The organism is Caulobacter sp. FG121 (assembly GCF_057809815.1).
In genome coordinates this window covers 70993-97609 of the sequence record NZ_JBMDKR010000010.1, presented here as the reverse complement: position 1 = coordinate 97609, position 26617 = coordinate 70993, and the positions used below count along the sequence as shown (strand labels likewise).

32 protein-coding genes are annotated in these 26617 nt (G+C 66.4%); 24 read left to right on the top strand and 8 right to left on the bottom strand.

Going from position 1 to position 26617, the window contains the following annotated elements; genetic code table 11:
* The first annotated feature begins 7 nt into the window (after positions 1–7).
* The gene (locus tag ACODSL_RS18885; RefSeq protein WP_488902285.1) at positions 8–457 is read left to right on the top strand and encodes a YybH family protein; all 450 of its coding nucleotides are present in this window, start codon (positions 8–10) and stop codon (positions 455–457) included.
* Here ACODSL_RS18885 and ACODSL_RS18880 read toward each other — a convergent pair.
* The 3 genes from ACODSL_RS18880 to ACODSL_RS18870 form a co-directional block, all read right to left on the bottom strand.
* Complete coding sequence (locus ACODSL_RS18880) at positions 454–1029, bottom strand: RNA polymerase sigma factor (RefSeq protein WP_488902284.1); 576 nt, start codon at positions 1027–1029, stop codon at positions 454–456. The genes ACODSL_RS18885 and ACODSL_RS18880 overlap by 4 nt on opposite strands.
* Positions 1026–1469 (bottom strand): Spy/CpxP family protein refolding chaperone, encoded by a 444-nt coding sequence (locus tag ACODSL_RS18875; protein ID WP_488902283.1) that lies wholly within the window; start codon positions 1467–1469, stop codon positions 1026–1028. Before ACODSL_RS18875 ends, ACODSL_RS18880 begins: the two co-directional genes overlap by 4 nt.
* A gap of 127 nt (positions 1470–1596) precedes the next feature.
* On the bottom strand, positions 1597–1872 hold the full coding sequence (locus ACODSL_RS18870; RefSeq protein ID WP_488902282.1) for a metal-sensitive transcriptional regulator: 276 nt from the start codon (positions 1870–1872) through the stop codon (positions 1597–1599).
* Positions 1873–1997: 125 nt separating this feature from the next.
* Here ACODSL_RS18870 and ACODSL_RS18865 point away from each other — a divergent pair, with 125 nt between their 5' ends.
* From ACODSL_RS18865 to ACODSL_RS18855, 3 genes are all read left to right on the top strand, one after another.
* Positions 1998–4355 carry a heavy metal translocating P-type ATPase gene (locus tag ACODSL_RS18865; RefSeq protein WP_488902281.1) on the top strand — a complete coding sequence of 786 codons (2358 nt, stop codon included), beginning with the start codon at positions 1998–2000 and terminating at the stop codon, positions 4353–4355.
* Between the two features lie 125 nt (positions 4356–4480).
* Entirely contained in the window at positions 4481–5581 is a 1101-nt protein-coding gene (locus ACODSL_RS18860; RefSeq protein ID WP_488902280.1) for an acyltransferase family protein, read from the top strand.
* Between the two features lie 235 nt (positions 5582–5816).
* Complete coding sequence (locus tag ACODSL_RS18855; RefSeq protein WP_488902279.1) at positions 5817–6140, top strand: hypothetical protein; 324 nt, start codon at positions 5817–5819, stop codon at positions 6138–6140.
* On the opposite strand, the gene ACODSL_RS18850 is transcribed toward ACODSL_RS18855, so the two are convergent.
* A complete protein-coding gene (locus ACODSL_RS18850) occupies positions 6089–6715 on the bottom strand; it encodes a phosphoketolase family protein (protein WP_488902278.1) in 627 nt (208 codons plus the stop codon). The two genes, ACODSL_RS18855 and ACODSL_RS18850, sit on opposite strands and share 52 nt — an antisense overlap.
* A 197-nt stretch (positions 6716–6912) precedes the next feature.
* Between ACODSL_RS18850 and ACODSL_RS18845 the strand changes: the two genes are divergently transcribed.
* On the top strand, positions 6913–7248 hold the full coding sequence (locus ACODSL_RS18845; RefSeq protein ID WP_488902277.1) for a hypothetical protein: 336 nt from the start codon (positions 6913–6915) through the stop codon (positions 7246–7248).
* An 88-nt stretch (positions 7249–7336) separates the two neighbouring features.
* Here the strand turns inward: ACODSL_RS18845 and ACODSL_RS18840 are convergent, their stop codons facing one another.
* Entirely contained in the window at positions 7337–8626 is a 1290-nt protein-coding gene (locus ACODSL_RS18840; protein WP_488902276.1) for a hypothetical protein, read from the bottom strand.
* A 318-nt stretch (positions 8627–8944) separates the two neighbouring features.
* Here ACODSL_RS18840 and ACODSL_RS18835 point away from each other — a divergent pair, with 318 nt between their 5' ends.
* The 18 genes from ACODSL_RS18835 to ACODSL_RS18750 all read left to right on the top strand — a co-directional run bounded on the left by ACODSL_RS18835 (position 8945) and on the right by ACODSL_RS18750 (position 23090).
* Positions 8945–9517, top strand: a complete 573-nt coding sequence (locus tag ACODSL_RS18835) for a Spy/CpxP family protein refolding chaperone (RefSeq protein WP_488902275.1) — start codon at positions 8945–8947, stop codon at positions 9515–9517.
* 34 nt (positions 9518–9551) lie between these two features.
* Positions 9552–9938: a DUF302 domain-containing protein gene (locus ACODSL_RS18830; RefSeq protein ID WP_488902274.1), complete on the top strand. Its 387-nt coding sequence runs from the start codon at positions 9552–9554 to the stop codon at positions 9936–9938.
* Between the two features lie 471 nt (positions 9939–10409).
* Positions 10410–10718, top strand: coding sequence for a TrbC/VirB2 family type IV secretion system protein (locus ACODSL_RS18825; RefSeq protein WP_488902273.1), 309 nt, complete (start codon positions 10410–10412; stop codon positions 10716–10718).
* A gap of 1 nt (position 10719) precedes the next feature.
* Positions 10720–10986, top strand: a complete 267-nt coding sequence (locus ACODSL_RS18820) for a VirB3 family type IV secretion system protein (RefSeq protein WP_488902272.1) — start codon at positions 10720–10722, stop codon at positions 10984–10986.
* Positions 10987–11105: 119 nt separating this feature from the next.
* Positions 11106–13574, top strand: a complete 2469-nt coding sequence (trbE, locus tag ACODSL_RS18815; RefSeq protein ID WP_488902271.1) for a conjugal transfer protein TrbE — start codon at positions 11106–11108, stop codon at positions 13572–13574.
* Positions 13571–13927, top strand: coding sequence for a hypothetical protein (locus ACODSL_RS18810; RefSeq protein ID WP_488902270.1), 357 nt, complete (start codon positions 13571–13573; stop codon positions 13925–13927). The genes trbE and ACODSL_RS18810 overlap by 4 nt, the downstream gene beginning before the upstream one ends.
* The gene (locus ACODSL_RS18805; RefSeq protein WP_488902269.1) at positions 13920–14639 is read left to right on the top strand and encodes a TrbJ/VirB5 family protein; all 720 of its coding nucleotides are present in this window, start codon (positions 13920–13922) and stop codon (positions 14637–14639) included. The genes ACODSL_RS18810 and ACODSL_RS18805 overlap by 8 nt, the downstream gene beginning before the upstream one ends.
* Positions 14639–14902: an EexN family lipoprotein gene (locus tag ACODSL_RS18800; RefSeq protein ID WP_488902268.1), complete on the top strand. Its 264-nt coding sequence runs from the start codon at positions 14639–14641 to the stop codon at positions 14900–14902. Before ACODSL_RS18805 ends, ACODSL_RS18800 begins: the two co-directional genes overlap by 1 nt.
* A 21-nt stretch (positions 14903–14923) precedes the next feature.
* Positions 14924–16222, top strand: coding sequence for a P-type conjugative transfer protein TrbL (trbL, locus tag ACODSL_RS18795; protein WP_488902267.1), 1299 nt, complete (start codon positions 14924–14926; stop codon positions 16220–16222).
* 18 nt (positions 16223–16240) lie between these two features.
* Positions 16241–16927 (top strand): conjugal transfer protein TrbF, encoded by a 687-nt coding sequence (gene trbF / locus ACODSL_RS18790; protein WP_488902266.1) that lies wholly within the window; start codon positions 16241–16243, stop codon positions 16925–16927.
* A gap of 2 nt (positions 16928–16929) precedes the next feature.
* On the top strand, positions 16930–17922 hold the full coding sequence (gene trbG, locus ACODSL_RS18785) for a P-type conjugative transfer protein TrbG (RefSeq protein ID WP_488902265.1): 993 nt from the start codon (positions 16930–16932) through the stop codon (positions 17920–17922).
* Between the two features lies 1 nt (position 17923).
* Positions 17924–19168: a TraB/TrbI/VirB10 family type IV secretion system protein gene (locus tag ACODSL_RS18780; RefSeq protein WP_488902264.1), complete on the top strand. Its 1245-nt coding sequence runs from the start codon at positions 17924–17926 to the stop codon at positions 19166–19168.
* Positions 19169–19180: 12 nt separating this feature from the next.
* Positions 19181–19555: a hypothetical protein gene (locus tag ACODSL_RS18775; RefSeq protein ID WP_488902263.1), complete on the top strand. Its 375-nt coding sequence runs from the start codon at positions 19181–19183 to the stop codon at positions 19553–19555.
* Positions 19518–19769, top strand: a complete 252-nt coding sequence (locus ACODSL_RS18770) for a DUF2274 domain-containing protein (protein WP_488902262.1) — start codon at positions 19518–19520, stop codon at positions 19767–19769. Before ACODSL_RS18775 ends, ACODSL_RS18770 begins: the two co-directional genes overlap by 38 nt.
* Before the next feature lie 377 nt (positions 19770–20146).
* Positions 20147–21661 (top strand): DnaA N-terminal domain-containing protein, encoded by a 1515-nt coding sequence (locus ACODSL_RS18765; protein WP_488902261.1) that lies wholly within the window; start codon positions 20147–20149, stop codon positions 21659–21661.
* Between the two features lie 77 nt (positions 21662–21738).
* Complete coding sequence (locus ACODSL_RS18760; protein WP_488902260.1) at positions 21739–22203, top strand: mobile mystery protein A; 465 nt, start codon at positions 21739–21741, stop codon at positions 22201–22203.
* Between the two features lie 62 nt (positions 22204–22265).
* The gene (locus tag ACODSL_RS18755; RefSeq protein ID WP_488902259.1) at positions 22266–22586 is read left to right on the top strand and encodes a type II toxin-antitoxin system PrlF family antitoxin; all 321 of its coding nucleotides are present in this window, start codon (positions 22266–22268) and stop codon (positions 22584–22586) included.
* Between the two features lie 3 nt (positions 22587–22589).
* A complete protein-coding gene (locus ACODSL_RS18750) occupies positions 22590–23090 on the top strand; it encodes a type II toxin-antitoxin system YhaV family toxin (protein ID WP_488902258.1) in 501 nt (166 codons plus the stop codon).
* Positions 23091–23107: 17 nt separating this feature from the next.
* On the opposite strand, the gene ACODSL_RS18745 is transcribed toward ACODSL_RS18750, so the two are convergent.
* From ACODSL_RS18745 to ACODSL_RS18735, 3 genes are all read right to left on the bottom strand, one after another.
* Positions 23108–24418 (bottom strand): type II toxin-antitoxin system HipA family toxin, encoded by a 1311-nt coding sequence (locus ACODSL_RS18745; protein ID WP_488902257.1) that lies wholly within the window; start codon positions 24416–24418, stop codon positions 23108–23110.
* Entirely contained in the window at positions 24415–24729 is a 315-nt protein-coding gene (locus ACODSL_RS18740) for a helix-turn-helix domain-containing protein (protein ID WP_488902256.1), read from the bottom strand. The genes ACODSL_RS18745 and ACODSL_RS18740 overlap by 4 nt, the downstream gene beginning before the upstream one ends.
* A gap of 206 nt (positions 24730–24935) precedes the next feature.
* Positions 24936–25280 carry a hypothetical protein gene (locus ACODSL_RS18735; RefSeq protein WP_488902255.1) on the bottom strand — a complete coding sequence of 115 codons (345 nt, stop codon included), beginning with the start codon at positions 25278–25280 and terminating at the stop codon, positions 24936–24938.
* Positions 25281–25648: 368 nt separating this feature from the next.
* On the opposite strand from ACODSL_RS18735, the gene ACODSL_RS18730 reads away from it, so the two are divergent.
* Positions 25649–26578 (top strand): DUF7146 domain-containing protein, encoded by a 930-nt coding sequence (locus ACODSL_RS18730; protein ID WP_488902254.1) that lies wholly within the window; start codon positions 25649–25651, stop codon positions 26576–26578.
* Positions 26579–26617: the final 39 nt, after the last annotated feature.

Sequence of the window (26617 nt, the reverse complement as noted above, 5' to 3'; positions counted from 1 at the left end):
CTTCGCTTTGGCCTTTCTGCCGCTCAGCGGCTCGGTGGTCTTGCTTGCGGGCCCCAGCGCGCCGCCGGCCGAGGCCGCGACGATGTCGCCGCTCCAGGTCGTCGAACAGTTTCATACAGCAATGAAGCGTGGCGACGCCGTCGCTGTTGCCGCGCTAATGGCCGACGACGCGGTTATCTACGAGCAGGGCTGGGTGGAGGTCTCGAAGGACGAATACGTCACCGGCCACCTGCCGGGCGACATCGCTTACAGCGCAGGCATGACCGACCAGGTGGTCAGCCGGCGCGTCTCGACCAGCGGCTCATTCGCCGTGGTCATGACCCAGAGCCGCACGACCGGAACCTATGAAGGCAAGCCGGTGGACCGGGAGGGCACGGAAACCATGGTGCTGAAGCGGGTGAAGGGCGCCTGGCTCATCACCCACATCCACTGGTCGTCGCACGCGAAGAAAGCCTAGACCTCGTCGAGGGCCAGAGCTTCCGCCAGCGCCTTGCGCGCCCGGTAGACCCGCAGCTCGATGGCCTTGGCGGTCAACCCGAGAATGCGGCCGGCGTCTTCGTGGCTGAGTTCTTCAAGGGCCGTCAGGATCAGCGGCTCCTTGAGCCCTTGCGGCAGGTTCGCCACGGCTCGGTCCAGTCGGGATAGGCGTTGCTGGTCCAGCACCGCCGCCTCGGGCGACGGCGTATCGTCCGTCAGGTTCAGTCCAACCTGGCCATCAATGGGATCGCTCCATGTGAGCCAACGACGCACTGCGCGTCGCCTGGACCAGTCCCGGCATTTGTTGAGCGCGATGCTCCGCAGCCAGGTCGGAAAGGATCGGGCGGCGTCATAGCGACTGAGGGCCGTCCAGGCCGCCGCGAAGGTCTCCTGGAGGAGATCGTAGGCCTCGTCAGGGTTGCCGGTGTAGCGGCGGATGAACCGATAGAGCGCGTCCTTGTGGCGGGCGATCAGTCGAGCGAAGGCGCGCCCGTCGCCGGCGACTGCACTGGCGGCAAGCTGGTCATCGGGAGCTTCTAGGTCCGGGTTCACCGATCCTCTTGGGTCAGCGCCGCGATCACTTCCGCGTCGAACGCCTTGGCCTGCTCCGGGGTCAGGACGGCCCGCATGTCGAACACATGAGCGATGGTCGCCTTCTGCAGAGCACCCATGGCCATGTGCAGGTGATCAATGGCGGCCTCGACCTGCGGCGAGTCCTTGTGGCCCTCGCGGATCGCAGCGGCCAGTTCACGGTTGGCCGCGCGGACATCGGCTTCCAACCCTTTGCGTTCGCCCGCGTATTTCTCCTCAATGGCGTCGAGCTTGCGCGACTGCTCCGGGGTCAGCTTCAGATCCCGGTGGACCATGTCGTGCAGCGAAGGTCCGGCGGTCTGGTGGCTGATCACATAGTAGGCGCACAGCGAAGCGCCGCCTCCAGCCGCCAGGACGGCGAGGACGACCGTGATCAGGAGATTACGCAGTCCGGGGTTCATCCGGGTCTCTCCATAGGTTCGGCCCGCCGACCATGCCGCTTGTCTCCAGACTTACGCGCGGCCTCGCCGAACCCCTCGCCTTCATGAGGGCATACCTGACGGCCCGCGTAGTTGAAGGTGGCGGCGCTCATCGCATCGACCGCTGTAGCAGCGTGACGAGTTCATCGGCCTTCTGTCGCTGGTCTTCCGGGTCTCCGCTGCTGAAGGCGGAGGTGACGCAATGGTCGATGTGTTCGCGCATCAGTTCGGTCTCGACCTTGGCCATGGCCGCTCGCACCGCCTGGAGCTGCGTCATGATGTCGATGCAGTAGCGATCCTCATCGACCATCCGGGCGATGCCACGAACCTGACCCTCGATCCGGTTCAGGCGGTTGAGGAGCTTGGGTTTGTTTTCACGCTGCATGGAACCTCTCGATCTCGTCCGAACTATACCCCAACGGGGTAGTTGAAAAATGCCCCGTGGGGGTATACATCCAACACGCAATATGCCCCTTGGGGGTATCGAAGGCAAGTCAACTGGAGGCGACCATGGCCGACCATCAACACGGCGAAGATCACGCGGGACATAGCTGCTGCGCCGGCAAAGCGAAGGTGGCGAACGGCGTCCTCGACCCCGTGTGCGGGATGACGGTCGATCCCGCGGCCACGCCGCACCATGCCAGCCATGCGGGCGCGGACTACTACTTCTGCTCGGCCGGTTGCCAGACGAAGTTCCAGGCTGATCCGGAAAAATACCTGTCCAAGGATCGCGCCGAGGCCCCGCCCGCGCCGGCCGGAACGATTTACACCTGCCCCATGCATCCGCAGATCCGTCAGGTCGGCCCCGGCTCCTGTCCGATCTGCGGGATGGCGCTAGAGCCGGAAACCGTCACGGCCGACTCCGGTCCCAACCCGGAACTCGCGGACATGACGCGGAGGTTCTGGGTCGCGGTGGCGCTAAGCCTGCCGGTCTTCGTAATCGAGATGGGCAGCCATCTCTTCAACCTGCACGCACTAATGCCGGGCCAGCTGTCCAACTGGGTGCAGTTCGCCCTGGCGACGCCGGTGGTGTTGTGGGCAGGATGGCCGTTCTTCGAGCGGGGCTGGGCCTCGCTCAAGACTCGCAACCTCAACATGTTCACCCTGATCGCGATGGGCGTCGGGGTCGCCTGGACCTACAGCGTGGTGGCGGTCGCCGCGCCCGGCGTCTTCCCCGCCGCCTTCCGCAACATGGATGGCAGTGTCCCGGTCTATTTCGAGGCGGCGGCGGTGATCACCGCACTGGTCCTGCTTGGGCAGGTGCTGGAGCTGGGCGCCCGTGAACGCACCTCGGGGGCCTTGAAGGCCCTGCTCGACCTCGCGCCCAAGACGGCGCGGCGCATCCGCCCGGACGGGACCGATGAGGAAGCCACCCTGGATCTCATCGTCGTCGGCGACCGCCTGCGGGTGCGCCCGGGCGAGAAGGTTCCCGTGGATGGCGAGATTGTCGAAGGGCGGGCCTCGCTCGACGAGTCCATGGTGACCGGCGAGTCCATGCCGGTGACCCGCACGGTCGGAGAGGCCGTCATCGGCGGCGCGATCAACAAGACCGGGTCATTCGTCATGCGCGCCGACAAGGTGGGCGCCGACACCCTGCTGTCGCAGATCGTCCAGATGGTCGCCCAGGCCCAGCGCAGCCGCGCACCGATCCAGCGTCTGGCGGACAAGGTGTCGGGCTGGTTCGTGCCGGCGGTCATCGCCGTCGCCGTGATCGCCTTCGCGGTCTGGGCAATCGTCGGACCCGATCCCCGGTTCAGCTATGGCCTCGTCGCCGCCGTGTCGGTGCTGATCATCGCCTGTCCCTGCGCGCTGGGTCTGGCCACGCCCATCTCGATCATGGTTGGGGTCGGCCGGGGCGCCCAGGCCGGCGTGCTGATCAAGAACGCCGAGGCCCTCGAACGCTTCGAGAAGGTCGACACCCTCGTCGTCGACAAAACCGGCACCCTCACCGAAGGCCGTCCGGCGGTGACCGCTCTGCAGCCCGTGTCCGGCCTTGATCGGCTTGAGCTGCTCCGCCTTGCCGCCAGTCTTGAGCGCGGCAGCGAACATCCCCTCGCCGACGCCATCCTGCGGTCGGCGAAGGACGAAAACGTCTCTCTCGCAGAGGCGACCGACTTCGACTCCCCGGTCGGCCGCGGCGTCGTCGGCGTGGTGGATGGCCGCAAGATCGCCATCGGCAGCCGATCCTTCGTCCAGGAACAGGGCGCGGACATCGCGCCCCTCGAGGCGGAGGCCGACGCCCTGCGTCGTCAGGGCGCGACGGTGGTTCTGGTGGCGCTGGATGGCGCCCTCGGCGGCCTCATCGGCATCGCCGACCCGATCAAGGCCAACGCGCGGGCGACGATCGACGAACTGAAGGCCGCCGGCCTGCGCATCGTCATGATGACCGGCGACAACGAGACCACGGCGCGGGCCGTCGCCGATCGCCTCGGCATCACCGAGGTCGCGGCCGAAGTGCTGCCCCAGGACAAGGCTTCGGTCGTCCAGCGTCTGCGCGGCGAAGGCCGGGTCGTGGCCATGGCCGGTGACGGCGTCAATGACGCCCCAGCCCTGGCGGCGGCCGATGTCGGCATTGCCATGGGCGCGGGCGCAGACGTGGCCATCGAGAGCGCCGGTGTGACCCTGTTGGGAGGCGACCTGACCGGTATCCTGAAAGCACGGACGCTCTCGCGAGCGGTGATGCGCAACATTCGCCAGAACCTGGTCTTCGCCTTCATCTACAACGTCGGCGGCGTGCCTATCGCGGCGGGGGTTCTCTACCCGGTCTTCGGCCTGCTGCTCTCACCGGCTATCGCGGCGGCGGCCATGGCGCTGTCCTCGGTCAGCGTCATCGGCAACGCGCTCAGGCTTCGCGCCGTGAAACTCTAGGGTCCGCGAACGACGGGGCGCCGATCATGAGGGGTCGGCGCCCGCCAGCCGTATAGCCCTTCAAGGACTGCCTGACCCATGCGCCTGACCGGCGCTGCGGAAAGGCCGCCGAGCGGGGGCGAGCCATGTATCCGAACGACATCCGGCCGCTGACATCGCTGCGGATCGTGGCGGCGATCTGGGTGCTGGCCTATCACTTCCGCGACCACCTCGGACTGGATGTCGACCGGCTCGGCCTGGTCGCCAAGGGCTACCTCGGCGTGGATCTGTTCTTCATCCTGTCCGGGTTCATCCTCAGCCACGTCTATCTCTCCCGATGGGAGGCGAAGACGTTCAACTACGGCTCGTTTTTGTGGGCGCGGCTGTCGCGCATCTACCCGGTCCATCTGGTAACGCTGGCGGCGACCATCGGCATCTGGCTGGTGGGGATGAAGATGGGCGCTACCTTCGATCCCGTCGCCTTCGACCCGGCGGTGCTGCCGCAGCATCTGCTGCTGATTCATGCCTGGGGCACGACGCCCTCGGTGCAGTGGAACTTCCCCTCCTGGTCAATCTCGGCGGAATGGTTCGCCTATCTCGCCTTCCCGGCGGCGGCGATGTTGGTGCTCGCGTTCAAGCGGGCGGCCTGGGCGGCGGTCCTCGTCGCGCTGGGCGTGTTCGCCCTGACGTTCTGGGCTGTGGAAAGCCACGGCCTGCCGCTATCGGAGGTGACCCGCCTGGGCTTCATCCGCATCATCCCCGCCTTCCTTCTGGGCGCGGCGCTCTATCAACTCGGCAGGACGATCTCCCTGCCGCGTGGGCTCGCCCTGGGCGGCGCGGCGGCGGCGGTTGGCTGGATCATCATCGCCGCATCGCTCGGCCTCAGCGACGCCCTGATCTGGCCTGCGTTCGGCCTGCTGATCTTCTCGCTGGCTGAAGCGTCGAAGAGCAGTGCGCGCGGGATCATGAGCGCCGCCTGGCTGGTCTACCTCGGCGAGGTCTCCTACTCGGTCTACATGACCCACCTGCCGGTCGACATCGCCTACTTCCACGCACTCGACAGGGTCGCGCCCGGGATCAGCGGAGCGGCGGCCTGGTTCGCCTGGATCGGCGTTTTCGCCGCCACGCTGGTTGTTTCCATGGCGACGTACCATCTGGTCGAGCGCCCGGCGCGGAACTGGATGCGCGCTCACGACCCTTTCATGCGCAAACCTCCGCCAGAACCGCCGCACGAGCCGGTGATCTGAATGACCCGGACCGTGGCCGCCCGTCTGACTATGGGCCGGACTCAACCTGCCGCCCGAGAGCGGTGATCATTGCCATTGTGAGCGCAGCCGGGAGCCAGCATCCTGTCGCGCGCCCTGTCTGCGCGCGCCCTGTCTGAATGAGTGAGCCATGCTTCGTTGGTCGATACAGCTGCACAAGTAGATCGCCCTGATCGTCGGCATCCAGGTGCTCTTCTGGGTCGCCGGGGGTGTGGTGATGACGGCCATTCCCATCGAACGGGTGCGCAGCGAGCATCATGTGGCAGACGCAAAGCCTTCGCCGCTCGCCATTGATGCGGCGATGCCTGTCGCGGAGGTCACCCGGCGGGCCGGTCTTCAGCCGGTCGAGGCCCAGCTGAAGGCGACTCCGCGCGGACCCGTGTGGTCGTTGAAACCCGCCAGTGGCGATCCGGTCATTCTGTCGGCGACCACCGGAAAGCCGATGGGGGCGATGTCAGCGTCGGACGTCCAGGTCCTGGCCCAGCGAGCCTACAAGGGCGACGGCAAGGCCGTCTCGGCGACTTCGGCGAACCCCAGATAACCTCCCTCGGACACGGCTCCGGCCGTGCTGGGACCGGCATGGCTGCCGAGGGGAACGGAGGGGTGCCCGTCAGCGCCGATGGCGTAGGAATAGAAGTCGGAGACCAGCTGCGAGAGGCCGGCCTCGGTGCGGTCGTAGCGACCCTTCTGCGTGGGCGAGACATCGCCGGTCAGGGTGTTGACCGCCTCGATCGCCGCCACGCAGTGGCCCTGCCCCATGATCCAGGACCGCGTCTTGCCGGACAGCACGTTGGCGGCGAGATAGCCCACGAAGGCCGGGACCATGTTCAGCGACCCGCCCATGTGGCCTTCGGGGGCGGCCTTGAAGTCTTCGGCGGGGAGCGGTGCACCGCTCAGGTCCACCTTTCGGGCATAGGTCATATGGCCGACGACCCACATCGCTGCGCTGGTCAGTCGGTCGGCGGCGGCGAGAACCCGGTAGACCGACTCCCGGTCCGGCCAGGCGTGGCGTTCAACCAGGCGCGCCGCGAGGGCCTCGATGCGCACTACTGTCGCCGCGTCGCGCCGCAGCGGCCCGTACCCCGGCCTCCACTGGTCGACCCAAAGCTCAGCCATGAAACCGCCCTTCAATCGAGCCGCATCGGCGCCACGGCGCCCACGACCAACAGGGAGGAATGACGTCGCCGATGGCGAACTCTTACAGCGCGGCCAACGCTCCGAGCGGCGTCGCTGGCGTCCCGCCACCCGTAATGATCCGCGCCGAACACGTCGTACCGGGCAGCGCTGGTTGAGCGCGATAGGGAGGCCCGATAATGAGAACTATGTTGATGGCGGCCGCCAGCGCCGCCTTGCTGATGGCCGCTCCCGCGCTGGCCCAGGATCCCCACCACCCGGCCGATACAGCCGCGACGCCTGCCGCCGCCGCGCCGCTTACCGACGCGCAGATGCACGACATGTGCAAGTCGGTCATGGGCGACCAGATGGCCCCGAAGGCGCCCCACGACCACGGCCGCGACAAGACCGGCGCCCCGACCTGGCCCGGCGGCAAGCCGCAGACCAAGGCCGAGATGGAAGCCATGCACGACAAGTGCGCGGCGATGATGACGTCGGCGAGCGCTCCCACGGCGCCGGCCCCCACGCCTCAATAGAGGTTCGGCTTGCGGGCCAGATGCGCGCGGCGGCCGATCGTCGGCCCCGCGCCTATCTGGCCAGCCATCGGGCGTGGATTGCGCCTCTTCAGGTACAGACGGCCGTCGGCGCCGCGCGAACTTCCAGAACCGGGGCAAACCCACCGCCAGGCGTTCGCATGTTCGTGGTCTGGCCCTGGTAGAGACGCGCGGCGGCCAACAAGACCTCCCCGGAATAGGCGTAGAGCCGCACATCGACCTTCAGCTCCGAGCGCGTCTCTCCGTGCTCGATCATCCGCGGTCCCGGCGCGGCGAAGGTCTGGGCCACATAGGCGCCCGCCAGAATGCTGTCCCAGACCCCGCGGGTGATCTTGTCCCCGCGATAGGCGGCCTTGCTGCCGTGGCCGCCGGCCGGTTTGAAGAACAGGCGCCGCCGGTCCCGCCAGAGGTCATCGGCGTTGGCGGCCGAGACGATCACGGTTTTTGGTACGGCGCTGTCGAGAAGCTCAATATCAGCTTGCGGGAGCCCCCAGCGCCGGAGGCGGTCCGCGTCGGACAGGAGCGTCAGATTGCGCTTGTCGGCGAGGAGGGCATGGACCCTCGGATTTGGAGTCACGACCACCGCGCCGGCCCGGTAGGCGGCCCGCAGCACCGCGTGTCGCGGCTCGTCGAGGGCGAAGTCGACCAGCCGGTTGTAGACGAGATCGACAGGCTCGCCGCCAACCGCGACACGGCCCCCGGTCATGGTCAGATCGCCCGGATCGGCGATGATGGCCCTGAACCCCCGCGACTCCAGCAAAGCCTTTGCCAGCCGGAACTCCGGATAGAGATGCTGTTCCTCCGGCTGGTCGTCGATGATGGCGATCGTCGCCGGCCGGCCGGGTCGTCCCTGACGCCGCCACTCAGCGACGAACATGTCGGCGATCCGGTCTCCGAACCCTTCCGAGGGACGAATATCGAACGGCGCGAGGACCTCGGCGCAGCAGGCGCTCTGGGCCCGCGCCAGGACGGCGTTGAGAAAGGCGCCGCCGGCGTTTGTGTTCACCTCGATCAGCCGTGGACCGTCCGGCGTGACGTGAAAGTCGTAGCCCATGAGGGCGCCGAGGGGGCCAAACTCCGCCTGGGCGATCGCCGGCGCCCAGGCCAGGGCCGCGTCCTGGTATCCGGGCAACCGGGCGGCGGCCTCGACCGCGGTCACCACCCGCGCCATCTCGGCCATGGTCTCGGCCGGCACGAATACCGGGACATTCGAAAACAGCAGCGGATGAGAGCGAGCCAGGCTCGCCGCGAATCCCGCGGCCCCGGCTTCCCGATCCAGCGAACTTTGCAGAGCCTTGCGATCAAGCGTGATGCAGAAGCACCCTCTGTTCAGCAGCTCGGCTCCGGCCCAGGATTCCACTGTCATTCTCCGCCCGTGTTTCCCAGCATGCTCAACCTGGGAAGGCCGACCTCAGTCCCCAAGGCTTCCCTTTGGACCACATGGATGAACGTCCGGCGCGAATTTGGATCCACGCGCATGACCCATTCGCGCGAAAGCCGGAATCGGAGCCGCCGCATGAACCGGTGATCTGGCAGACCAAGCGGCGTCCGACCGCCCATCTCTCGCTCAAACTGGAACGTAACGCCCGGCGGTGTGATTGCGACAGATCAAGGATGCAGGGACAGGTCGGTGGATATTGCGCTGATCGGACCAGCCTGGTCCAGAAAGCCAAACGCCATGTCCATGTCCTTCAAGCCCCTGCTGTTCGTCGCCGCCCTCGGGTTAGCAACCTCGGCCTATGCGGCTGAACAACCCGCGCCGCCTCGTGATCACGGCCCGGCCGCCGATCCAGCAGCCGCTCCCGCCGCACCGGCCGCCCCCGCCGCAAAGGGCGGCATGATGGCCATGGATGGAATGATGGGCATGGGGCCGTTGCACTGCATGGGCCTGTCCGAGCAGCGCCTGTCAGGCCTGAGGACCGAGCTCAGCATCACTGACAGGCAACTCCGGGCCTCGAACGCCTTCGCGGCGGCCGTGAAGGCCGACACGCACCCCATGCCCGCCGGCATGACCATGCCGATGCCCATAAAGCCCGGCGGCATGCCCGGCATGATGGGCGGCGACGGCATGATGGCGATGATGATGTCCAAGCCTCTTCCCGAGCGCCTCGCCCACCACGAAATGATGATGAAAGAGCACCTGAAGGCGCTTCACAAGGTCCGGACGGCGGTCACCGGCCTCTATCGGGTCCTGACCCCCGAGCAGCGGGTCATGGCCGACAAGAGCCTTTGCGGCGGAATGGCGCACTAGGTCGCGTGCCTCGCCTCAACGGATCGGACCCGCCATGAGCTACTATTTCTCAAAGACGCTCGCCGCGCCTTTCGATGACGCCGTCGTCAGGGTGAAGGCGGCGCTGGCCCACGAGGGCTTTGGCGTCATCAGCGAGATCGACATCCGTCAGACGCTCAAGACCAAGATCGGCGTCGAGTTCCGCCCCTACCTGATCCTCGGCGCGTGCAACCCAGCCCTGGCCCACGAAGCCCTGTTGCTGGAGGACAAGGTTGGCCTGATGTTGCCCTGCAATGTCATCGTTCAGGAAGCAGATGATGGTCGGGTAGAGGTCGCCGCCATCGATCCCGCCGCATCCATGCAGTCCATCGACAATCCCGCCCTAAAGACCCAGGCCGCCATCGTTGGCGAGAAGCTGAAAGCCTCGCTCGAACGGCTCTAACGATCGCCGATGCGCCATCCGGTGCCGGGATCACGCATACAGTGCGTGTCGCGCGGTTGTTGCGGCCGCCTATTCCTATTTGATCAACCCGAACGACGTGATGGTCTGGGAAGTCGGCCGCCCGGCTCAGGCGATCCATCTGGCACGGCGAATCAACAGCCCACAGAACTCGGGCTTCCGCCTAAAAATGGCCCCTTACGTAGGGGAAAGAGGGCGGCCCCTTCGAGATGGAGCTGTCGCTCGCGCCGATCTGATTGATCGCCGGAGTGACCCCGCAGCCGCGTCTGCTGGCACAACTCTAAATTACACAAATAAGCACATTAGGAGCCTTTTAGGTAATAAAAGGCCTTGACCCACCGTCTGCTCCAACCCACGGTTGGGCGGCCCGGCCTTCACGGGCTGTCGAGACGGAAGGATCCAGTGATGAGACCCATCTCCAGAAATTGTCGTTGGATCACTTTGGGCCACCCGATGGGGGCTGTTCTGCTGCTCGCCGTCGGGGCGGCTCTCGTGATGGCGGAGCCGGCCTTGGCGGCCGGCAGCGGCACGGCCATGCCTTGGGAAGGACCGCTGACCACGATCATGAATTCGCTCGCCGGGCCGGTGGCGAAGGCGATCGGTGTGATCGCCATCGTCATCACCGGACTTGGCTTTGCCTTCGCAGAGGGCGGGTCGGCCATGCGCAAAGGCATCGGAATCGTGTTCGGCCTGGCCATCGCGTTCACGGCGACGACCTTCGTGACCAGCTTCTTCAACCTGACCGCCGGCGCGGTGTTTTAGGATGGCGGGATCCCGGATCGAAGGCTTTGAGATCGGCTTCCACAGTTCGCTGTCCGAGCCGGTGACCATCGGCGGCGTGCCCCGGATGATCGCGGTGTTGAACGGCACCGTGACCGCGACCCTCGCCCTGGGGCTCCAGGTCCCGATGATCGGCATCCCCTTGGGCCTCGCGGTCCACTTCTGCGCCTACTGGCTAACCAAGCGCGACCCCCACTTCTTCGACGTGCTCGGCCGCCACATCCGGCAGAAGCCCTACTGGGACGCCTGACGGCCTGCAGCCTGTCTTCGTCGGGGCGGCCCGCGCGTTTGGGCTCCCCTCCCCCTTTGTCCTGGCTCAACGGCGCCAGCCCGATGTTGGCACTCGGCTTTCTCGGAGGAGACTTCACTTTGCTCTATTTGAAGGAATACCGCCCGAAGGCTGAGCGCCTGTTCGACCATCTGCCCTGGGTCGCGCTGATCGGCCCCGGCCTCGTCCTGAACAAGGATGGCAGCTTCCAGAAGACCCTCAGCTTCCGGGGACCGGACCTCGCCAGTTCGACCGATGCCAGCCTTGTGGCGATCCGTGCCCAGCTCAACAACGCCCTTCGCCGTCTCGGCTCGCGCTGGTGTTTACACATCGAGGCGCTCCGTGCGGCCTCCCAGGACTACTCGGCCGGCGAGTTTCCAGACCCGGTGTCCGACCTCATCGACGATGAACGGCGCGCGGCGTTCGAGGCGGAGGAACGGCACTTCGAGAGCCGCTATTTTCTCACCCTCACCTACCTGCCGCCCGAGGAGGCGGTCACCACCACCGAAAGCCTCCTGCTAGAGAACGCGCCATCCGGCCGCGGCGCAGCTGGGATGTATCGCGCCGCCCTCAATGACTTCCTCGGCACGGTTCGTCAGGTCGTCGATATCCTGACCGCCATCATGCCCCGCGTGCGGGAGCTCTCGGACGATGAGACGCTCACCTACTTGCACGGGTGCGTTTCGACCAAGCCCCACTACGTCCGCACCCCCGAAACGCCGGCTTATCTCGACGCCTTCCTCACCGACGATGACTTCCAGGGCGGACTATTTCCCAGGCTCGGGAAGAGCTTCATCCGCACGATATCGGTGCGCGCCTACCCGACGACCTCGTCCCCCGGACTGCTCGACCGCCTCAACGAGCTGGGCGTCGGCTATCGCTGGGTGTGCCGCTATATGCCGCTCGACAAGGAAGACGCCCGACGGGCCGTGACCACGCTGCGCAAACGCTGGTTCGCCAAGCGTAAGGGGGTCATGGCCCTGCTCAAGGAGGCCATCACCCACGAGCCTTCCCAACTGGAAGACCCGGACGCGGCCGCCAAGACTGACGACGCCGACGCCGCCCTGGCGATCCTCGGCGGCGACTTCGCCTCCATCGGCTACTTCACCGCGACCGTCACTCTGATGGACCGCGACCCCGACCGGCTGGCCGACCGGGTTCGTGAGGTGGAGGGCGCCATCAACCGGGTGGGCTTCGTCTGCAAGGTCGAGGACATCAACGCGGTCGAGGCCTGGCTCGGAAGTTTGCCGGGGCAGGCCTATGCCGACTTGCGCCGGCCATTCGTCTCTTCCCTGAACCTTTGCGACATGATGCCGATGTCGGCCATCTGGCCCGGCCCGACGCGCAATGAACACCTCACCGCCGAGTGCGCCAAGCGCGGCCATCCCGGCAGCCAGCCACCCCTCATGGTCACGCGAACCGCTGGATCGACGCCGTTCCGCTTCGACCTGCACCAAGGCGACGTCGGCCACACGATGGTGGTGGGCCCGACCGGCGCCGGCAAATCGGTGCTGCTCAATACGATCGCCACCCAGTGGCTTCGTTACCCCGAGGCCCAGGTGTTCTTCTTCGACAAAGGCGCCAGTTCGCGCGCGGCCACGCTGCTCACCGGCGGGCAGTTCTTTCACCTTGGCGGCGACCAGGGCGAACTCGCTTTCCAGCCGTTGGCGGAGATCGACGGCGCCGAGGACCGCGCCTGGGCGCAGGAGTGGGTGCAGGATCTGGTCGCCGCCGAGGGCGTGGAGATCACGCCGCCGGTAAAGGAAGAGATCTGGGGCGCGATCAAGAATCTCGCGGCCGGCCCCCGTGAACAGCGCACCCTGACGTTGCTGGCAGCGACAATCCAGGATCACACAGTGAAGGCGGCCTTGGCGCCCTTCACCCTTAGCGGGCCGCACGGCCATCTGCTTGACGCCCAACAAAACCTCTCGTCGGACGCCCGGTGGCAGACCTTCGAGATGTCGGACCTGATGACCAGCAAGGCCGCCCTGGCCCCGGTTCTCACCTACATTTTCCGCAGCCTCGAGAAGCGGTTCGACGGCCGGCCGACATTGCTGGTCCTCGATGAGGCCTGGCTCTTCCTGGATCGGGGAGCCTTCGCCGCGAAGATCCGCGAGTGGCTGAAGACGCTGCGCAAGTTCAACGTCGCCGTGGTCTTCGCCACCCAGAGCCTGGCCGACATCGCCAACTCGTCGATCGCGCCGGCCCTTATCGAGAGCTGCCCGACCCGGGTCTTCCTGCCCAACCCAGATGCCCAGACGCCACAGATCCTGGCGCTCTACGAGGCGTTCGGCCTGAACGCGCAGCAGGTCAGGATCATCGCCAACGCCACGCCCAAGCGGGAATATTACTATCAGTCGAGCACCGGCAACCGGCTGTTCGAGCTGGGCCTTGGACCCCTGGCCCTGGCGACTGTGGGCGCCTCTTCGCCCGGCGATCAGCAGCTCATTACGGCGCTCCTTGAGGAGCACGGGCGGGCCGGGTTTGCGCCGGCTTATTTCGCGGCGGTCGGACACCCGGACGTCGCGAAATACCTTAGCGACCAACTCGTCGAGGCGAGGGTCGCATGACCATGCCTCGCCAACCCGATGAAACGGCCGAGGCCCATCCTGGCCGCCAGCCTCACGTCGCCCCCTGGATCAACGCCTTCGCGGGTCTTGCGTCTCGGGCGCCATCGCGCTGGACCCGGACACGCCGGCGTCGGCGGCTACTGTTCCTGGCTCTTTGTGCGCCCGGCTTCGTCGCGATCTTCGCGACGCCACTGCACCACAACTTCTTCCTGCTGGTGTTCGGGATTGTGCTGTTCGCCGCCGCGGCCCTGTTCCGCGCGCTGACCGAGCCGCTCTTCGAGCGCGCGGACGCTTCTGGACCGCTGGTCACTTCCCCTTCCCCACCCCCCTCGGAGGACTCTCGCCATGCGTAGGCTTGTCGCCACTACCGCCGCTGTCGCGGTCCTCAGTCTGGGTCTCAGCACGACAGCGCCGCCGGCGGCGCAGGCGCAGATCGCTGTCATCGACCCGCAGGCCATCGTCCAGGCCATCAAGCAGGTGGAGCAACAGCTCCAGATGATCACGCAACTTCAGCAGCAGGTCGCCAGCCAGGCGGCCATGCTGCAGAAGCTTGGCGTCGACGTCACGGGTCCGCTGCAACAGATCGCATCCGAGGCGACGCAGCTTCTCCAGACCGCGCAGGGCATCGGCTATCAGGGCCAAAACCTCGCCCAGCAGTTTCAGCAGGCCTATCCGACCGACCTGAAGGGGATGAGCTTTGCCCAGACACGGCAGGCGCTCGCCGGATGGCAGGCCAACAGCCGCCAGACCCTCCAAGAGGCCATGGCGACCCAGAACCTGATCGTTCGCTCGCAGCCGACGACCGCCGGGGCCGTCAACGCGGCGGTCGCCGCTTCCCAGAACGCCGCGGGGCAGACGGCGGCTATACAGGCGACCAATCAGTTGCTGGCGAGCCTCAGCACCCAGCTCACCCAGCTCCAGACCATCCTGATCACGCAGGGGCGGGCTCAGCAGACCGCCGAGGCCCAAGCGCAAGGCGCCCGAGCGGCGGCGGCGGCCGAGAGTCAGCGGTACTGGAACGTCCAGCACCCCGCCAGCCGCGTGAAGAACCCGGGGGATCTGTAATGCGCCGGCTCGGATTCTTGGGCCTGGTCGCGCTGACGCTCGCCGGATGTAACCCGGCTGGGCCTGCCCATGACAAGGCCTACTACCTCGCCCACGCCGATGAGCGAGGGGCGATGCTCGAGCGATGCCGCAACGATCCGGGCGGCCTCGGCAAGTCCGGCAACTGCGTGAACGCTCTGGCCGCGGCGGGCGCCGTCGAAAGTAACCGCTTCTGGGACGTCAAGAAGCCTCGCGGCCGGGTCGAAAACCCAAGCGGCCTTTAGGCGCGTGTCCAGGAGACGATGATGGCGACCGCCGACCCCGCAGTACTCGACGACTTTCTGAACCGCTTCCGCAGCCAGGTGGATGCAGGCTTTGGGCTGATCCAAGGCGATGTGGCTGGAACGCTGGCGGCGCTCGTCGTCATCAGCATCACCATCACGGCGCTGCTTTGGGCGATCGATGAAAACCAGAACGTATTAGCCTCGCTCGTCCGCAAGGTGCTCCTCGTGGGCTTCTTCGCCTTCCTGGTCACCCAGTGGGCGAGCCTGACAAAGACGGTCGTCAACGGCTTTGCCGCGCTCGGTCTGAAGGCAGGTGGCGGAGCGATGAGCTTGGCGGACTTCACGACCTCACCCTCCAAGATCGTGATTTCGGGCATCGAGGTGGTCAAGGGCCTCATGCTCTACGTCAAAGAGGTGGCTCCGGGACCGATCGAGTTCTTTGCCCATATCGACGTTGTCTTGATGGCTTTGGTCGCTGCCATTGGAATTTTGATCGCCTTCGTCATCCTCGCCATCGAGATCGTGGTGACGATCATCGAGTTCCACATCGTTACCCTGATCGCCTTCGTGACGGTGCCGTTCGGCGTGCTTACCCAGACCTCGTTCATGAGCGAACGCGCGATCGGCTACGTCATCTCGGTTGGTATCAAGCTCATGGCGCTGGCCATCGTGGTCAGTCTCGGCACCACGGTATTCGACAGCTACACGGTCTCGGCCGCTCCTGACATCAACGAGGACGTCGGGCTGCTCCTTGGGGCCGTCGTCATGGTGATGCTGGCGCTGAAGATCCCCGCCATCGCCGGCGCGCTGATCAGTGGCGGCCCGCAGCTCAACGCCGGCAGCGCCCTGATGGGCGCGGCGGGTGTCGCTGCCGGTGTCGCCGGCGTCGGCCTCGCGGCTCGAATGGCGGGCGGCGCAATCGCGCAAGGCGCGGCGGCGGGCGGCGCCAAGGTGGCCGCAGCGCGGGCTGCGTCTGGCGGCCTGTCGTCAAGTGGAGGAGCCCCTGGCGGCGGCGGCGGCGGCGGCGGCGGCGGCCCGAGCCCGTCTCCCAGCCAAGGGCCGGCGCCCACTCCTAGTCCGGCCTCTGCCAGCCGCAGCGCGCCCCCGCCGGATTCGGGCGGCCCGTCGGCATCCAGGCCGGAAGCCCCCGCCGGCGACGGCGATTCTACGTCGCCGATCGTCGCGCGAGCCCGGACCCGCCGGGGCGGTTTGGGCTCGGCGGCGCGCACCAGCGCCGCGACCGCGGCCGCCAGCGGCGACTCGAATAGCCCCGGGATGTCGGCCTCGCCGATCCGTCCCGACGATGAACCCAAGTCCTAGAGCCCCTGGAGAACCGCCATGTTGAACGCCTTCAGGAGACCGCAAGATCGTTACGGCAGCTCCGCACCGGTCGAGAGCCCCTATCAGCGCGCCGCGCAGGAGTGGGATAATCGCATCGGCTCGGCCGTCGCGCAGGCGAAGAACTGGCGGCTCGCCGCCTTCTGCTCGCTGGGTCTGGCGGCCCTGTCGCTTGGCGGGTTCATCTACCAGGCCAGCAACACCAACATCGCTACCTTCGTGGTTCCGATCGACAAGTACGGCAGGCCGGGTCGCATCGAGGTCGCCGGGCAAAGCTACAAGCCATCGACGGCGGAGACCGGCTACTTCCTGGCCGACTGGGTGACGCGGACCCGCTCCAAAAGCATCGATGCGATCGTCATCCGCGACAACTGGACGGCCGCCTATCGGTTCGTGGCGGGCTCCGCCATCGGTCAGCTCAACGACTACGCCAAGACCCACGACCCCTTCGCCAACGCCGGGGCTCAGGCGGTCAGCGTCGAGATCGTCTCCGTCCTCGCCCGCAGCCCCAACACCTACCAGGTGCAATGGCGGGAGACGACTTTCGACCAGGGCGCCACCCGCGCCACCGAGAACTGGACGGGCCTGTTCACCGCCAAGATCAACGCGCCGAAAAACGAGGCCGAACTCCGGGCCAACCCCCTCGGCATCTACATCACCTCGTTTCAGTGGAGCCGGGAGCTTTAGTCATGACACACACATTCCTCCGGGCCTGCGGCGCCACCAGCCTCGTCATTGGGCTCGCTCTCGCGGGCAGTTCCAACGTCTCGGCCCAGATTCAGCCGATGCCTGCGCGGGCCGTTCCGCCGTCCGCGCCGCCGCGCGCCTTGACCGTGGTAGTTGCGCCGCCACGAGCAGCCGCCACGGCCGTTTCGGTTCCGCCGCCTCGCCGTCGGCCTGTGCGCCGCGCGGTCCCTGCTTCGCCGGTGCTGCGGACCGTCCAGGCGGGCAATGACGATGCGCGGTCGTTGCCCTCGGCCGGCGCATACCTCAACGCCGCGCTCTACTACGACTTCGAGCCGGGACGGCTCTATGTGGTCCACACCAGCCCGCGGTTTCTGACCGCGATCACCCTTCGGCCTGGTGAGAAGCTGATCTCCAAGGCGGCCGGCGACACGGTGCGATGGGTGCTCGGCGAAACAGTCCAGGGCGCCGGGGCGGGACAGCAGGTGATCGTCTTCGTCAAGCCAATCCGCGGCGGCCTGCGGACCAACATCATCCTGACGACGGACCAGCGGTCCTATCTGCTCGAAGCGGTCAGCCATGAGGGCGAGACCTATACGAGCGTGATCAGCTGGAATTATCCGCAGGAAGAGATGCGCGACGCGCAGGCGGCTCGCGCGGCGGCCGACCAGGCGGTCGTGGCCAGCAGCATCGCCATCGACCGCCTGAACTTCGCCTATCGGATCCAACCGATCGGAGCCCGGCGCGGTCCCCGCTGGCAGCCCCTGCGGGTCTTTGATGATGGCCTGAAGACCTACATCCAGTTCCCCGCCGACCTCGCGGCCACAGAGGCCCCGCCGCTCTTCCTGATCGGCCCGAACAAGCAGGCCGAGCTGGTCAACTACCGGTTCGCCAACGGCTACTACGTCGTCGACCGGATGATCGATGTCGCGGAACTGCGGCTCGGCGAGGGACGCCAGATCGTGGTGCGGATATCCCGCACCGGCGGGGCGCGCTGATATGAGCCATCTGCCCCCCGACCCGCCCTCCGAGGGCGTTGGACCGATGGTTGCGCCGGAGCGCAAGGCCTCACCGGCCAGCGTGCTGACTGGTCCCCGTCCGCCGGTGACCCGGTGGAATCGCAAATACCTGCTGGCCGGCTCCGCCGCGCTGGCCAGCGTCGTGGCCTTGGGATTCTATCTCGGCTTTGGCGGGTCCCACACGCGGGCGGCCAAGGACCAGGATCCGCAAGCGGCGGCCGATACTCAGACGCCGCAGCGTCCCGAGATCGCCAACCGCTTCGCGCAGGGGTACGGCGATCCGGGCCTGCAGGCCTCCGCGCCGGGCATGGCCACCCTGCCCCCGCCCAGCGCGGACATGGCGGGACAGCCGGCGGCCGGCGTCGCTGCCGCGCCCCCTGCGCCGCCGGTGGACCCCGCCGTTCAGGAAGCTCGCGATCAGGCCCGGGCGGCGCGCGCGGCCGGTCCCTTCTTCGGCGGACAGCCGGTGCAGGTGGCCGATAGGGATGTGGCCGCGCCCGCGGCGGGGTTGGCGGGGCTCGCCGGCCGGGCCGCACCGCCGGTCGAGCGGTCGGCGGAGGTGCAACCGCAGAATGGCCAGGGCGCCAAGCGCCAGTTTCTGGCCGGCTCCCAATCCGAAGACTACCTGGCCAACCCGCTGCTGCCGCCGCTCAGTCCATGGGAGGTGAAGGCGGGAACCCTGATCTCGGCCGCTCTCATCACCGCGATCAACTCCGATCTCCCGGGCGAGGTCATCGCCCAGGTGACTCGTCCGGTTTACGATCACGTCACCGGGCGCGTCGTGCTGATCCCGCAGGGCGCCCGGCTGATCGGTCAGTACGACAGCCAGGTCGCCTACGGTCAGCAGCGGGCGTTGATCGCCTGGAACCGGATCGTCATGCCCGACGGCCGGTCGATCAATATCGGCTCGATGACCGGGACCGACCTGGCCGGCGCCAGCGGCCTTCGCGACCGCACGGACGGGCATTTTGGCGAGCTGGCGCGCGGCATCCTGCTTTCAACGATTTTCAGCATCGGCGCGGCGTCCGCCCAGGACGCCGGCGACCGAAGCTCCGGCGGCTTGGTGGTCAGCAGCGCCGCCAGCGGCGTCTCCAACCAGGCCCAGCAGGTCGGTCAAAGGATTACTGAGCGTGATCTGAACCGCCAGGCCACGATCACCGTGCGCGCTGGCTGGCCCCTCCAGGTCATCGTCAACAAGGACATGATCCTCGCCCCCTACCAGTAAGAGAGAGTTCCAGTGACCCAGACCGCAGAGAAGCTCGGGCTGTTCCTGTCCGAGGGCCTGCACCAGGACATGGTGTCGGCCGCCGAACGACTGAATACGCGTAAGAATCCTCGTGGCTGTGTGCGGCTCATTTATGAGCGCGCGTTTCGAGAGTTGGTGGAGGCGCTGGAGAGCGGCGTCGAGATCGCTTTCCCCGCCGTTCGCGGGGCCAAGGACCGGGTTTCGGTGCGCCTGTCCCGGCCGCTCTGCCTGCGCATTCGCCGGCACACCGACGGCCTCAATCTCAAGCTGACGGACTTCGCCTTCGCGGCGATCAACCGCTTCCTTCAGTCCATCAAAGGAGACGCCCATGACGCGACCCGTCAAGCCTACCCTGTCCTTGGCTAAGATCGACCTCGAGGAGAAGGTGACGGACCTGCGCCTGCGGCTGCGCGGCAAGCTCGCCGTCGACCTGGTCGACTATCAGCGCGCCTACGCCCAGAGCAACGCCCAGGACATCGCGCTCGAACAGCTCGTGCCCCACATCCTGTCGACCTTCATGGAGGCGGATCGAGGCTTCCAGGCGTGGCGCAAGGCCAACCCGCCGAGTGGGGCGTCGTAGCGTTGGCCCCGCGCCGATCGGCGGCGCCGACCTACCACGGCTGGCCCTGTGAAGTCCTCCGACCACAAGCGGTAGATCCCTGAGTCGGTCGTCAGGGACTCGTTTCTGAATATCCGTCAACCGCCCGAATCGGCCCTTTTTGGTCGAAATGGTGCAATTCCAAGCCTTCAGCTTCGCCCAGACTCACTGAACGCTGAGCCCGACTGAGTCGCGCGCCAGATCTTCTGCGCGCGCCTGGTCGCCCATGAGGACTTCACCTTGACCTAGACGAGACCCCAAAACGGCGAAAGCCCCCAGTTGGAGCTGGAGGCTTTCGGAAATCGCAGGATGCCGTGTCAGAGCGGCTTGTTGATCGGGACCAACCTAGAAGGCGCTTTTTGCGTCGTCAAGGCCCGAATGGGAGACCTGTTGTCTTCTGCCTGCCGGTTTCGAACCGTCGAAACGGCCTCGTCCCAGCACGAAGGGACGACATGCAAAGCGCATTATCCGAGGACGACTGGCGACCAGGATTCGCCAAGCGAGCCCCCAACTTCGACGCGGTCTGCGAGCAGGCCCGCGCCTGGCGTTGGAGCCCGGGCGAAAGCATCGCGCGCATCGCCGCGGCCGTGCTGAAGGGCACGCCTACGCTCACCATCCAGCAGCGGATGACCCTGCTGCTCTATGTCGAGCACCTCAATCAGGACCGCCTGGAGAAGGACGTCGCCTGCGTGTGGCCGAGCACGGCGCTGATCGCCGACTACCTCGGCTGTAGCGAGAGCACGGCGCGGGCCAACCGGCGCGGCCTGGAGGCGGCCGGCTACATGGTCCGTGACTACAATCGTGCTAACCGCCCCGCCGGCGTCGAAGCCTATGACCTGGCCCCACTCGTGGCGCGCCTGGACGAAATGGAAACCGCTGACGCCGCGTTTCGCGAGGCGGCGCAAGCTCGCCGAGCCCAGTACCTTGAGCCAGTGGTGTTTGCGCAGAGATATGCCGCCCAGGCGCCTATATCCCGGCGCCTAGAACAGTCCCATAAGAACGACAGTTCCTCTGTACAGGATAAGGACGCGCCTACGCCGCGAAGTTCATCCTTCGCGCGTCCGGCTCCGCCTCCCGCAAGCAGCAAACGCAACGGATCCTCGGGCCAACACCACAGCGACGGCACGTCCAGCGCCATTTGCTCTCCGAAGGGAGCAAGCGGCTTGGGTGGCGCACAATCCGCACCCTCCGCAGCGGCGGAAATGGTGCGCCAGGAGCTCAGGGCCGCCGTCCAGGTCTGTCCGAGACTGGCCGCGCTGGTGGGGGATCATATCCTCGCCGACCCCGCCAGCGCAGGGCCTGCCGATGTCGCCCGCATCGCCGCGGCGGCGGAAACCTGGCTTCCTGAAATCGAACGCAACAACGCCCTGTCGGTCGGCTGGGGTTGGGCCCGCCACGGGCCACGAGTGATCGCGATGCTGGCCATCGCGCTGGAAGATCCGGCCATCCAGAGCCCTTGCAAATACTTCGGCTGGATGGTCACCCGAACCGCCCAGGGCGCGCCCGATCTGCGGCTGAACCTCGCCCGGATCATGCGGGTGAAGGGGGAGATCCCGCCGGCCGACCAGATCCCGACGCCCGTCCCGGTCCCGAAACCGGCGCCATTGCCCCTGATGTTCGCTCCAGGCGCCGATGAGGCGCCTTGGCCGGAGATCAACGCCGAGCTGCGTCGACTGATCAAAGACGGCGCCCACGGGAGCTGGTTCAACCGCGTCGGATTCCACGGCATCAGCGACGGGGTGATCACGCTTTCGACCCCGACCGGCATCGCTGCCGACCGGATCAAGCGCGACTATATCGAGGCCATCAAGCTGGCCGCCGAAGCCGTCGGCGTCTTCGTTGACCAGGTGGTGCTGACGGTGCGCAAACGATGAGCCGCGGCGTTTCAGCGAATGGTATATGGCCCACAGGGTGTTTTCATAGCCGGCTAAAACAGCCTATAGGCCATGTTATGGACCGTTCCAAAACTGCAGCCGAGGCCCGCCGCTCTCTGGACCGCGTGCTGGCCCCCTATCGGGCACTCAATACCAGGCGACCACCACGGGGCTGGATTCGGGCTATCCGTGAGGCCTTCGGCATGACCGGTGGGCAGCTTGGCCGGCGTTTGGGTGTCTCCCAGTCGACCGTCCAGAAGCTCGAACGGTCCGAACAGGAGGGCACGATCCAGCTGGCTAGCCTGAGGCGTCTGGCAGAGGCGCTCGATTGTGAACTGGTCTACGTGTTCGTTCCACGGCAGCCGCTTGAGCGGAGCTATGAGATGGCTGCTCGGGCAGTCGCCCACAGGGAGCTCGCGGCAATCAGCCATTCGATGGCGCTCGAAGACCAGGCCCTTGATGACGCAGACCGGGATGATCGACTGCGGCGCTTCATTGCGGACGAACTGGATCCCCGAAAAGTCTGGGCTGGCCGGCCGTGACCGATCTCGCCACTTGTGAATGTAAGGATTTTCCCTTACATTCTGGTTGAGGAGTCTTTGCCATGCCGAGCATTGAGAAGGTCGCCACCATCACAGCCAAAGGTCAGACCACCATACCCAAAGCGGTCCGTCAGGCGCTCGGGGCCGACTATGGGGGCAAGATCGCCTACCGGATCGACGAGCACGGTGTGAGTCTTCACCGCGTCGAGGCGGCGGATGACCCGGCGCTGGGCGCTTTTCTGGAGTTCCTGGCGACCGATATTCGCACCCATCCGGAGCGGGTTCAGTCGATCTCGTCGGACCTGCGGGGCCGGATCGAGGCCCTGACCGCTGGATTGGAAATCGATCTCAATGCCCCCATTGAGGGTGAGGTCGCGCTCTAACCGATGGTCGCTGTCCAAGGCTGGGACCTGTTTGCCCACCCGCTCCTTCTCGATCAGCTCGACAAACTGGTGGCGGCGGTCGAGCGGGAGAGGGCCAGGAAGCCCGAGAACTATCAATCCGGGGCGAATGCCAAGCTGCTGGCGGCGCTGCGGCGCCTGATCTTCGAGGTCATTCCCGAAGATCCCGCCCGCGCCGAATATCGCCAGGGCACGACCCTGGGCGCGGATAGGAAGCACTGGTTTCGCGCAAAGTTCGGCGGCGGCCGGTTTCGCCTGTTCTTCCGCTACGACTCCAAAAGCAGGATCATCGTCTACGCTTGGGTCAACGACGAGACGACCTTGCGAACCTATGGCGCCAAGACCGACGCCTATGCTGTCTTCCGGGGGATGTTGGACAAGGGCGCTCCGCCGGACAGCTGGGACGGCCTGTTGAAGGCCGCCTCGAATGAGCCGGCCGTTCGGCGCCTGACAGGCGCAGGTCCTGCTCCGACCGAAGGCGGTTAGTCCTCCGGCCCCAGGCGTCAGGAGGCGGGAATTTCCGTGCGTAGCGTGCTGGCGATGTCATTGCGCCAGGTTGGAGCGACCTGCGCCGCATCGGCGAAATCTCGCCAACGCAGGACGGCGGCCATGACCTCGTCGAGGATCAGCTCGGCGCGGCCGCGCTTCAGGCCCGCCGTTTTGGCGCAGGCCCGGAAATCCTCGCGCGTGAAGCCGTCTCGCTTGCCGTTCATCGACATCTGGTGCTTCGAGGTCCAGGCCCCGTCGGGGTTGTAGCTCCAAGTGATGTCAAAGGCTGGCGACAGGCTCCAGCCGCCGGCGCGGTCCATCAGGAAGGCGATGTTTTTGACATGGTCATCCTGGTTGCGGGCGACGATGTTGAACGCCATCCGCCGAAACTGTTCCTCGGTCTCATCCATCGTCAGGCCGAGCTGGCGGATGACCAGCAGAGCCTGCTCATAGGAATAACTGAGCGGATCGTTGAAATCGAAGTGGGCCAGAGCCGCCAGTGACTGCATGTGCAGCTTGTCGCCGCCCGGTAGGCGATCGAAGCGCCGGGTCATGAAGTGGCGCCGTCCTCCCTCCTCCAGCAGCCGGCATTCGCTGACCGTGATGCCTGCGGCCCGGGCCATTTGCGCATAGGCAAACTCCACCGTGCCGTAGCCCTTCGGGTCCGCCAGCTCCTTGTCCTTGTTGCCCTCGACGCCATCGAACTTCAGCAGCCAGTAATCAAAGCCGTCGCCGGCGGAGATCTGGCCGGAACGGACTTCGTTGGTCTGGGGATTCCAGGCGATGACCGCCTTGGCCCGCGCTCCGGCCGCGGAGGTGCCGACGCGCAGGATTTCTTTCAAAGCATTGGCTTTGGAGGCGTCGGCGAACGACGTGGCCAGGGTGTTGCGATGGGTCAGGACTTCGGAGGCAAGCTCGACCAGCGCGTCGATCGCGATCTTGGTGGCGCGTTGAGGCGTTGGGCCGAGAACGGGTGAAAACTCCAGCGCGCCCATGCCCCGCTCGCCTGTGTAGCAAAGCCGTTCGACGGCGTTGAAGCTTTCGGGCGTCCGCCCCTGGGTCGCCAGCCAGGCGTCGATCAAGGCGTTGCCGTACTTGTCCGGCAATGAGTCGGCCAGCAACCCGGGCAGTCCATGAAACGAACGGTGAGCAAGGCCCGGGAAGCTGTAGATTTGGCGACCGAGCGGCATCTTGAGGGGTGAGAGTTCAATGCCGCTACCGACAAAGGCGGGATCGTACTCGAAGACCGCATCGGCGGCGCCGTCCGCAAGGGATACGGCGCCAATCCGGCTGCCCCACAAATTGACCTGGGCCAGGGTGCTCATGTCCGATCACCCCAGCGCCAGGGAGCCGTCTTGCCCGCACGCTCGGTTCTGGGGGTGGAGGCGCGCTGGCGGGTCTTGCCGCGCAGCTTCAGCTGTTCAATTGGACTGATTGGCGTTTCTGGCAGAAGCTGGTTGAGCCCCTCCAGAAGATCGAGGGCCCGCAGAACCCGGATCAGATTGGTAAGCTGGCTGGAGGCGCCCCCTTCCAGCCGTTCGAGGGTGCTCTTGGAGACCCCGGCTTGCTTGGCGACCTGCGCCTGGGTCAGGTTGCGCTCCAGTCGCGCCCGCTCCAAACCGGCGCCGAGTTCCACAAGGAGTGCATCATCCGTCAGTAGGGGTGTAAATCGCATAAGTCGTCGCCTTTGCGGAATTACATCACCCAGCGATGATAGTTCGTCAAGATTAAAGAGTTGTCTGGTTTCAGAAAACTAGGCAAATTTGCCGAGTTAAAAAGCAGACTCCACGTCAAATCATCAATTATGACGAATAATGTGGATGGCTAGGCACCGTTGAGAGCCTATCCGGAAACGTCGCCTGGATGACGGTCGGTCGACAGAATGATCGGCCCGAAATAGCCGAAATCGTCGCGGCAGGCGGCGACCGCCAGGCTGACGTCGCGATAGAGCTTGGGGGCGTCGGACTTGAACTTGGCGAGCCGGTATTCTCCGGTGCGTCCGGCCAGGCGCAGCCAGACGCTCCAGTCGCCGTGTTCGCTCTCGGTCAGCCGGACCTCTTTGAGGGAGCCGCCGCGCTCAAGATACATCGAGACATTGCGGGCCCGGATGGCCAGCTCAGGGTTCGCGCCGATGACCCAAGCTTCTTCGCTCCGGCCCTCGTCCCCCGCGATCTGATCAGTGTTCATCACGGGATGCCCCAAACTCATGATGGGCTTATCTTGCTATAAAAGCACATGGCTGTCGCCCTCCTGATCGCCGCCTGTGACGATTTTGCGCCGCCATTTCCCGGGCTATCCCGTCAATTTCAGGCCTGCGAGTTGCGATGCCGAGAGGGATCTCGGGTTCAGCGAGTGATTGGCGTCTCTGGATTTGGTGGGGGAGCGCCCTCCCCCTTAAGTCGCAGGCGTTGCGGCCTGCCCCTACCCCCACCAGCGGGGGCTGCCCCCGCAACGCCCCCGGGGTCAGATTCCGAGCGGCCGGCGGCCGCGGACGGAAAGGGTGGAGGCAGGCCTGGGGTGGGTGAACTTTGGTCAGGCAGTCCCGGGAGGTCGCCATGTCCTTGAGACCCATCGTCCAGGCCCTGGGCGGCGATCTCTACGATCGCGGCCAGAGGGCGAATATTCCGGCGCCGGGCCACAGCGCCGCCGACCGATCCGTCTCGCTGCTGCTGAAGGAGGGGCGGATCATCGTCCACACCTTCGGGGATGGCGACTGGCGCGCGGTGCTCGATCACCTGCGCGGCGAGGGCCTGGTGGACGCTCACAACGCCCCGACCACCCTTAGCCAATCGCGCCGCGCCTCGGCGGCCGGGAACACCGGCACGACGATCGAGCGCCTGAACGCCGCCCGGCGGATCTGGGAGGCTGGAAAGGCCGTGCCGAACACCCCTTCCGAACGCCATTGCCAGCTGCGGGCGATCACGCGCGCCCTGCCAGGACCGCAGGTGCTTCGCCATTGCGGCCATGCGCCGGTCTCGGCCTATGCCGCGGAGAGCCGCCATCATCGCCCCGCCCTCCTGGTGGGTGTCAGCGATGCCATGGGGCTCTTCACCGCCGTCGAGCTGACCTATCTCGCGCCCAATGCCCATCGGGCGGCGGACCTGCGTCTGAACCGCAAGACGGTCGGCGCCGTACCCGCCGGGGCAGCGGTTCGGATCGATGAGGCGGCGCCGGAGATGCTGGTCGCCGAGGGGGTGTTCACCACGCTCTCGGCCGGTGAACGGTTCTCGCTTCCGGCCTGGTCGCTGATGTCGACCCGCAACCTGCGAAGCTGGGTCGCGCCGCCCGGCGTGCGCTCGGTGCTGATCGCTGCGGATCGCGGCAAGGATGGTGAGGCTTCGGCTGAGCACTTGCGCGCCAAACTGGTCCGGGCCGGCCTGAAGGCCTGGGTCGAGCTGCCGCCCGGCGACCTTGGCGATTGGAACGAGGCGGCATTCGACCCAAGTCGCGACGTCGCCCTAACGGGTTGGTTGGGCCGCTCGTGAAGGCTGATCGACGATTTAGGCAGTGCTGATAGTTGAAGG

Coding starts and splice junctions, on each gene's coding strand:
- ACODSL_RS18875 (WP_488902283.1), bottom strand. CDS start 1,469: ATGAACCCCGGACTGCGTAATCTCCTGATCACGGTCGTCCTCGCCGTC.
- ACODSL_RS18870 (WP_488902282.1), bottom strand. CDS start 1,872: ATGCAGCGTGAAAACAAACCCAAGCTCCTCAACCGCCTGAACCGGATC.
- ACODSL_RS18865 (WP_488902281.1), top strand. CDS start 1,998: ATGGCCGACCATCAACACGGCGAAGATCACGCGGGACATAGCTGCTGC.
- ACODSL_RS18860 (WP_488902280.1), top strand. CDS start 4,481: ATGTATCCGAACGACATCCGGCCGCTGACATCGCTGCGGATCGTGGCG.
- ACODSL_RS18855 (WP_488902279.1), top strand. CDS start 5,817: ATGACGGCCATTCCCATCGAACGGGTGCGCAGCGAGCATCATGTGGCA.
- ACODSL_RS18850 (WP_488902278.1), bottom strand. CDS start 6,715: ATGGCTGAGCTTTGGGTCGACCAGTGGAGGCCGGGGTACGGGCCGCTG.
- ACODSL_RS18845 (WP_488902277.1), top strand. CDS start 6,913: ATGAGAACTATGTTGATGGCGGCCGCCAGCGCCGCCTTGCTGATGGCC.
- ACODSL_RS18835 (WP_488902275.1), top strand. CDS start 8,945: ATGTCCATGTCCTTCAAGCCCCTGCTGTTCGTCGCCGCCCTCGGGTTA.
- ACODSL_RS18830 (WP_488902274.1), top strand. CDS start 9,552: ATGAGCTACTATTTCTCAAAGACGCTCGCCGCGCCTTTCGATGACGCC.
- ACODSL_RS18825 (WP_488902273.1), top strand. CDS start 10,410: ATGGGGGCTGTTCTGCTGCTCGCCGTCGGGGCGGCTCTCGTGATGGCG.
- ACODSL_RS18820 (WP_488902272.1), top strand. CDS start 10,720: ATGGCGGGATCCCGGATCGAAGGCTTTGAGATCGGCTTCCACAGTTCG.
- ACODSL_RS18810 (WP_488902270.1), top strand. CDS start 13,571: ATGACCATGCCTCGCCAACCCGATGAAACGGCCGAGGCCCATCCTGGC.
- ACODSL_RS18805 (WP_488902269.1), top strand. CDS start 13,920: ATGCGTAGGCTTGTCGCCACTACCGCCGCTGTCGCGGTCCTCAGTCTG.
- ACODSL_RS18800 (WP_488902268.1), top strand. CDS start 14,639: ATGCGCCGGCTCGGATTCTTGGGCCTGGTCGCGCTGACGCTCGCCGGA.
- trbL (WP_488902267.1), top strand. CDS start 14,924: ATGGCGACCGCCGACCCCGCAGTACTCGACGACTTTCTGAACCGCTTC.
- trbF (WP_488902266.1), top strand. CDS start 16,241: ATGTTGAACGCCTTCAGGAGACCGCAAGATCGTTACGGCAGCTCCGCA.
- trbG (WP_488902265.1), top strand. CDS start 16,930: ATGACACACACATTCCTCCGGGCCTGCGGCGCCACCAGCCTCGTCATT.
- ACODSL_RS18780 (WP_488902264.1), top strand. CDS start 17,924: ATGAGCCATCTGCCCCCCGACCCGCCCTCCGAGGGCGTTGGACCGATG.
- ACODSL_RS18770 (WP_488902262.1), top strand. CDS start 19,518: ATGACGCGACCCGTCAAGCCTACCCTGTCCTTGGCTAAGATCGACCTC.
- ACODSL_RS18760 (WP_488902260.1), top strand. CDS start 21,739: ATGGACCGTTCCAAAACTGCAGCCGAGGCCCGCCGCTCTCTGGACCGC.
- ACODSL_RS18755 (WP_488902259.1), top strand. CDS start 22,266: ATGCCGAGCATTGAGAAGGTCGCCACCATCACAGCCAAAGGTCAGACC.
- ACODSL_RS18750 (WP_488902258.1), top strand. CDS start 22,590: ATGGTCGCTGTCCAAGGCTGGGACCTGTTTGCCCACCCGCTCCTTCTC.
- ACODSL_RS18745 (WP_488902257.1), bottom strand. CDS start 24,418: ATGAGCACCCTGGCCCAGGTCAATTTGTGGGGCAGCCGGATTGGCGCC.
- ACODSL_RS18735 (WP_488902255.1), bottom strand. CDS start 25,280: ATGAACACTGATCAGATCGCGGGGGACGAGGGCCGGAGCGAAGAAGCT.
- ACODSL_RS18730 (WP_488902254.1), top strand. CDS start 25,649: ATGTCCTTGAGACCCATCGTCCAGGCCCTGGGCGGCGATCTCTACGAT.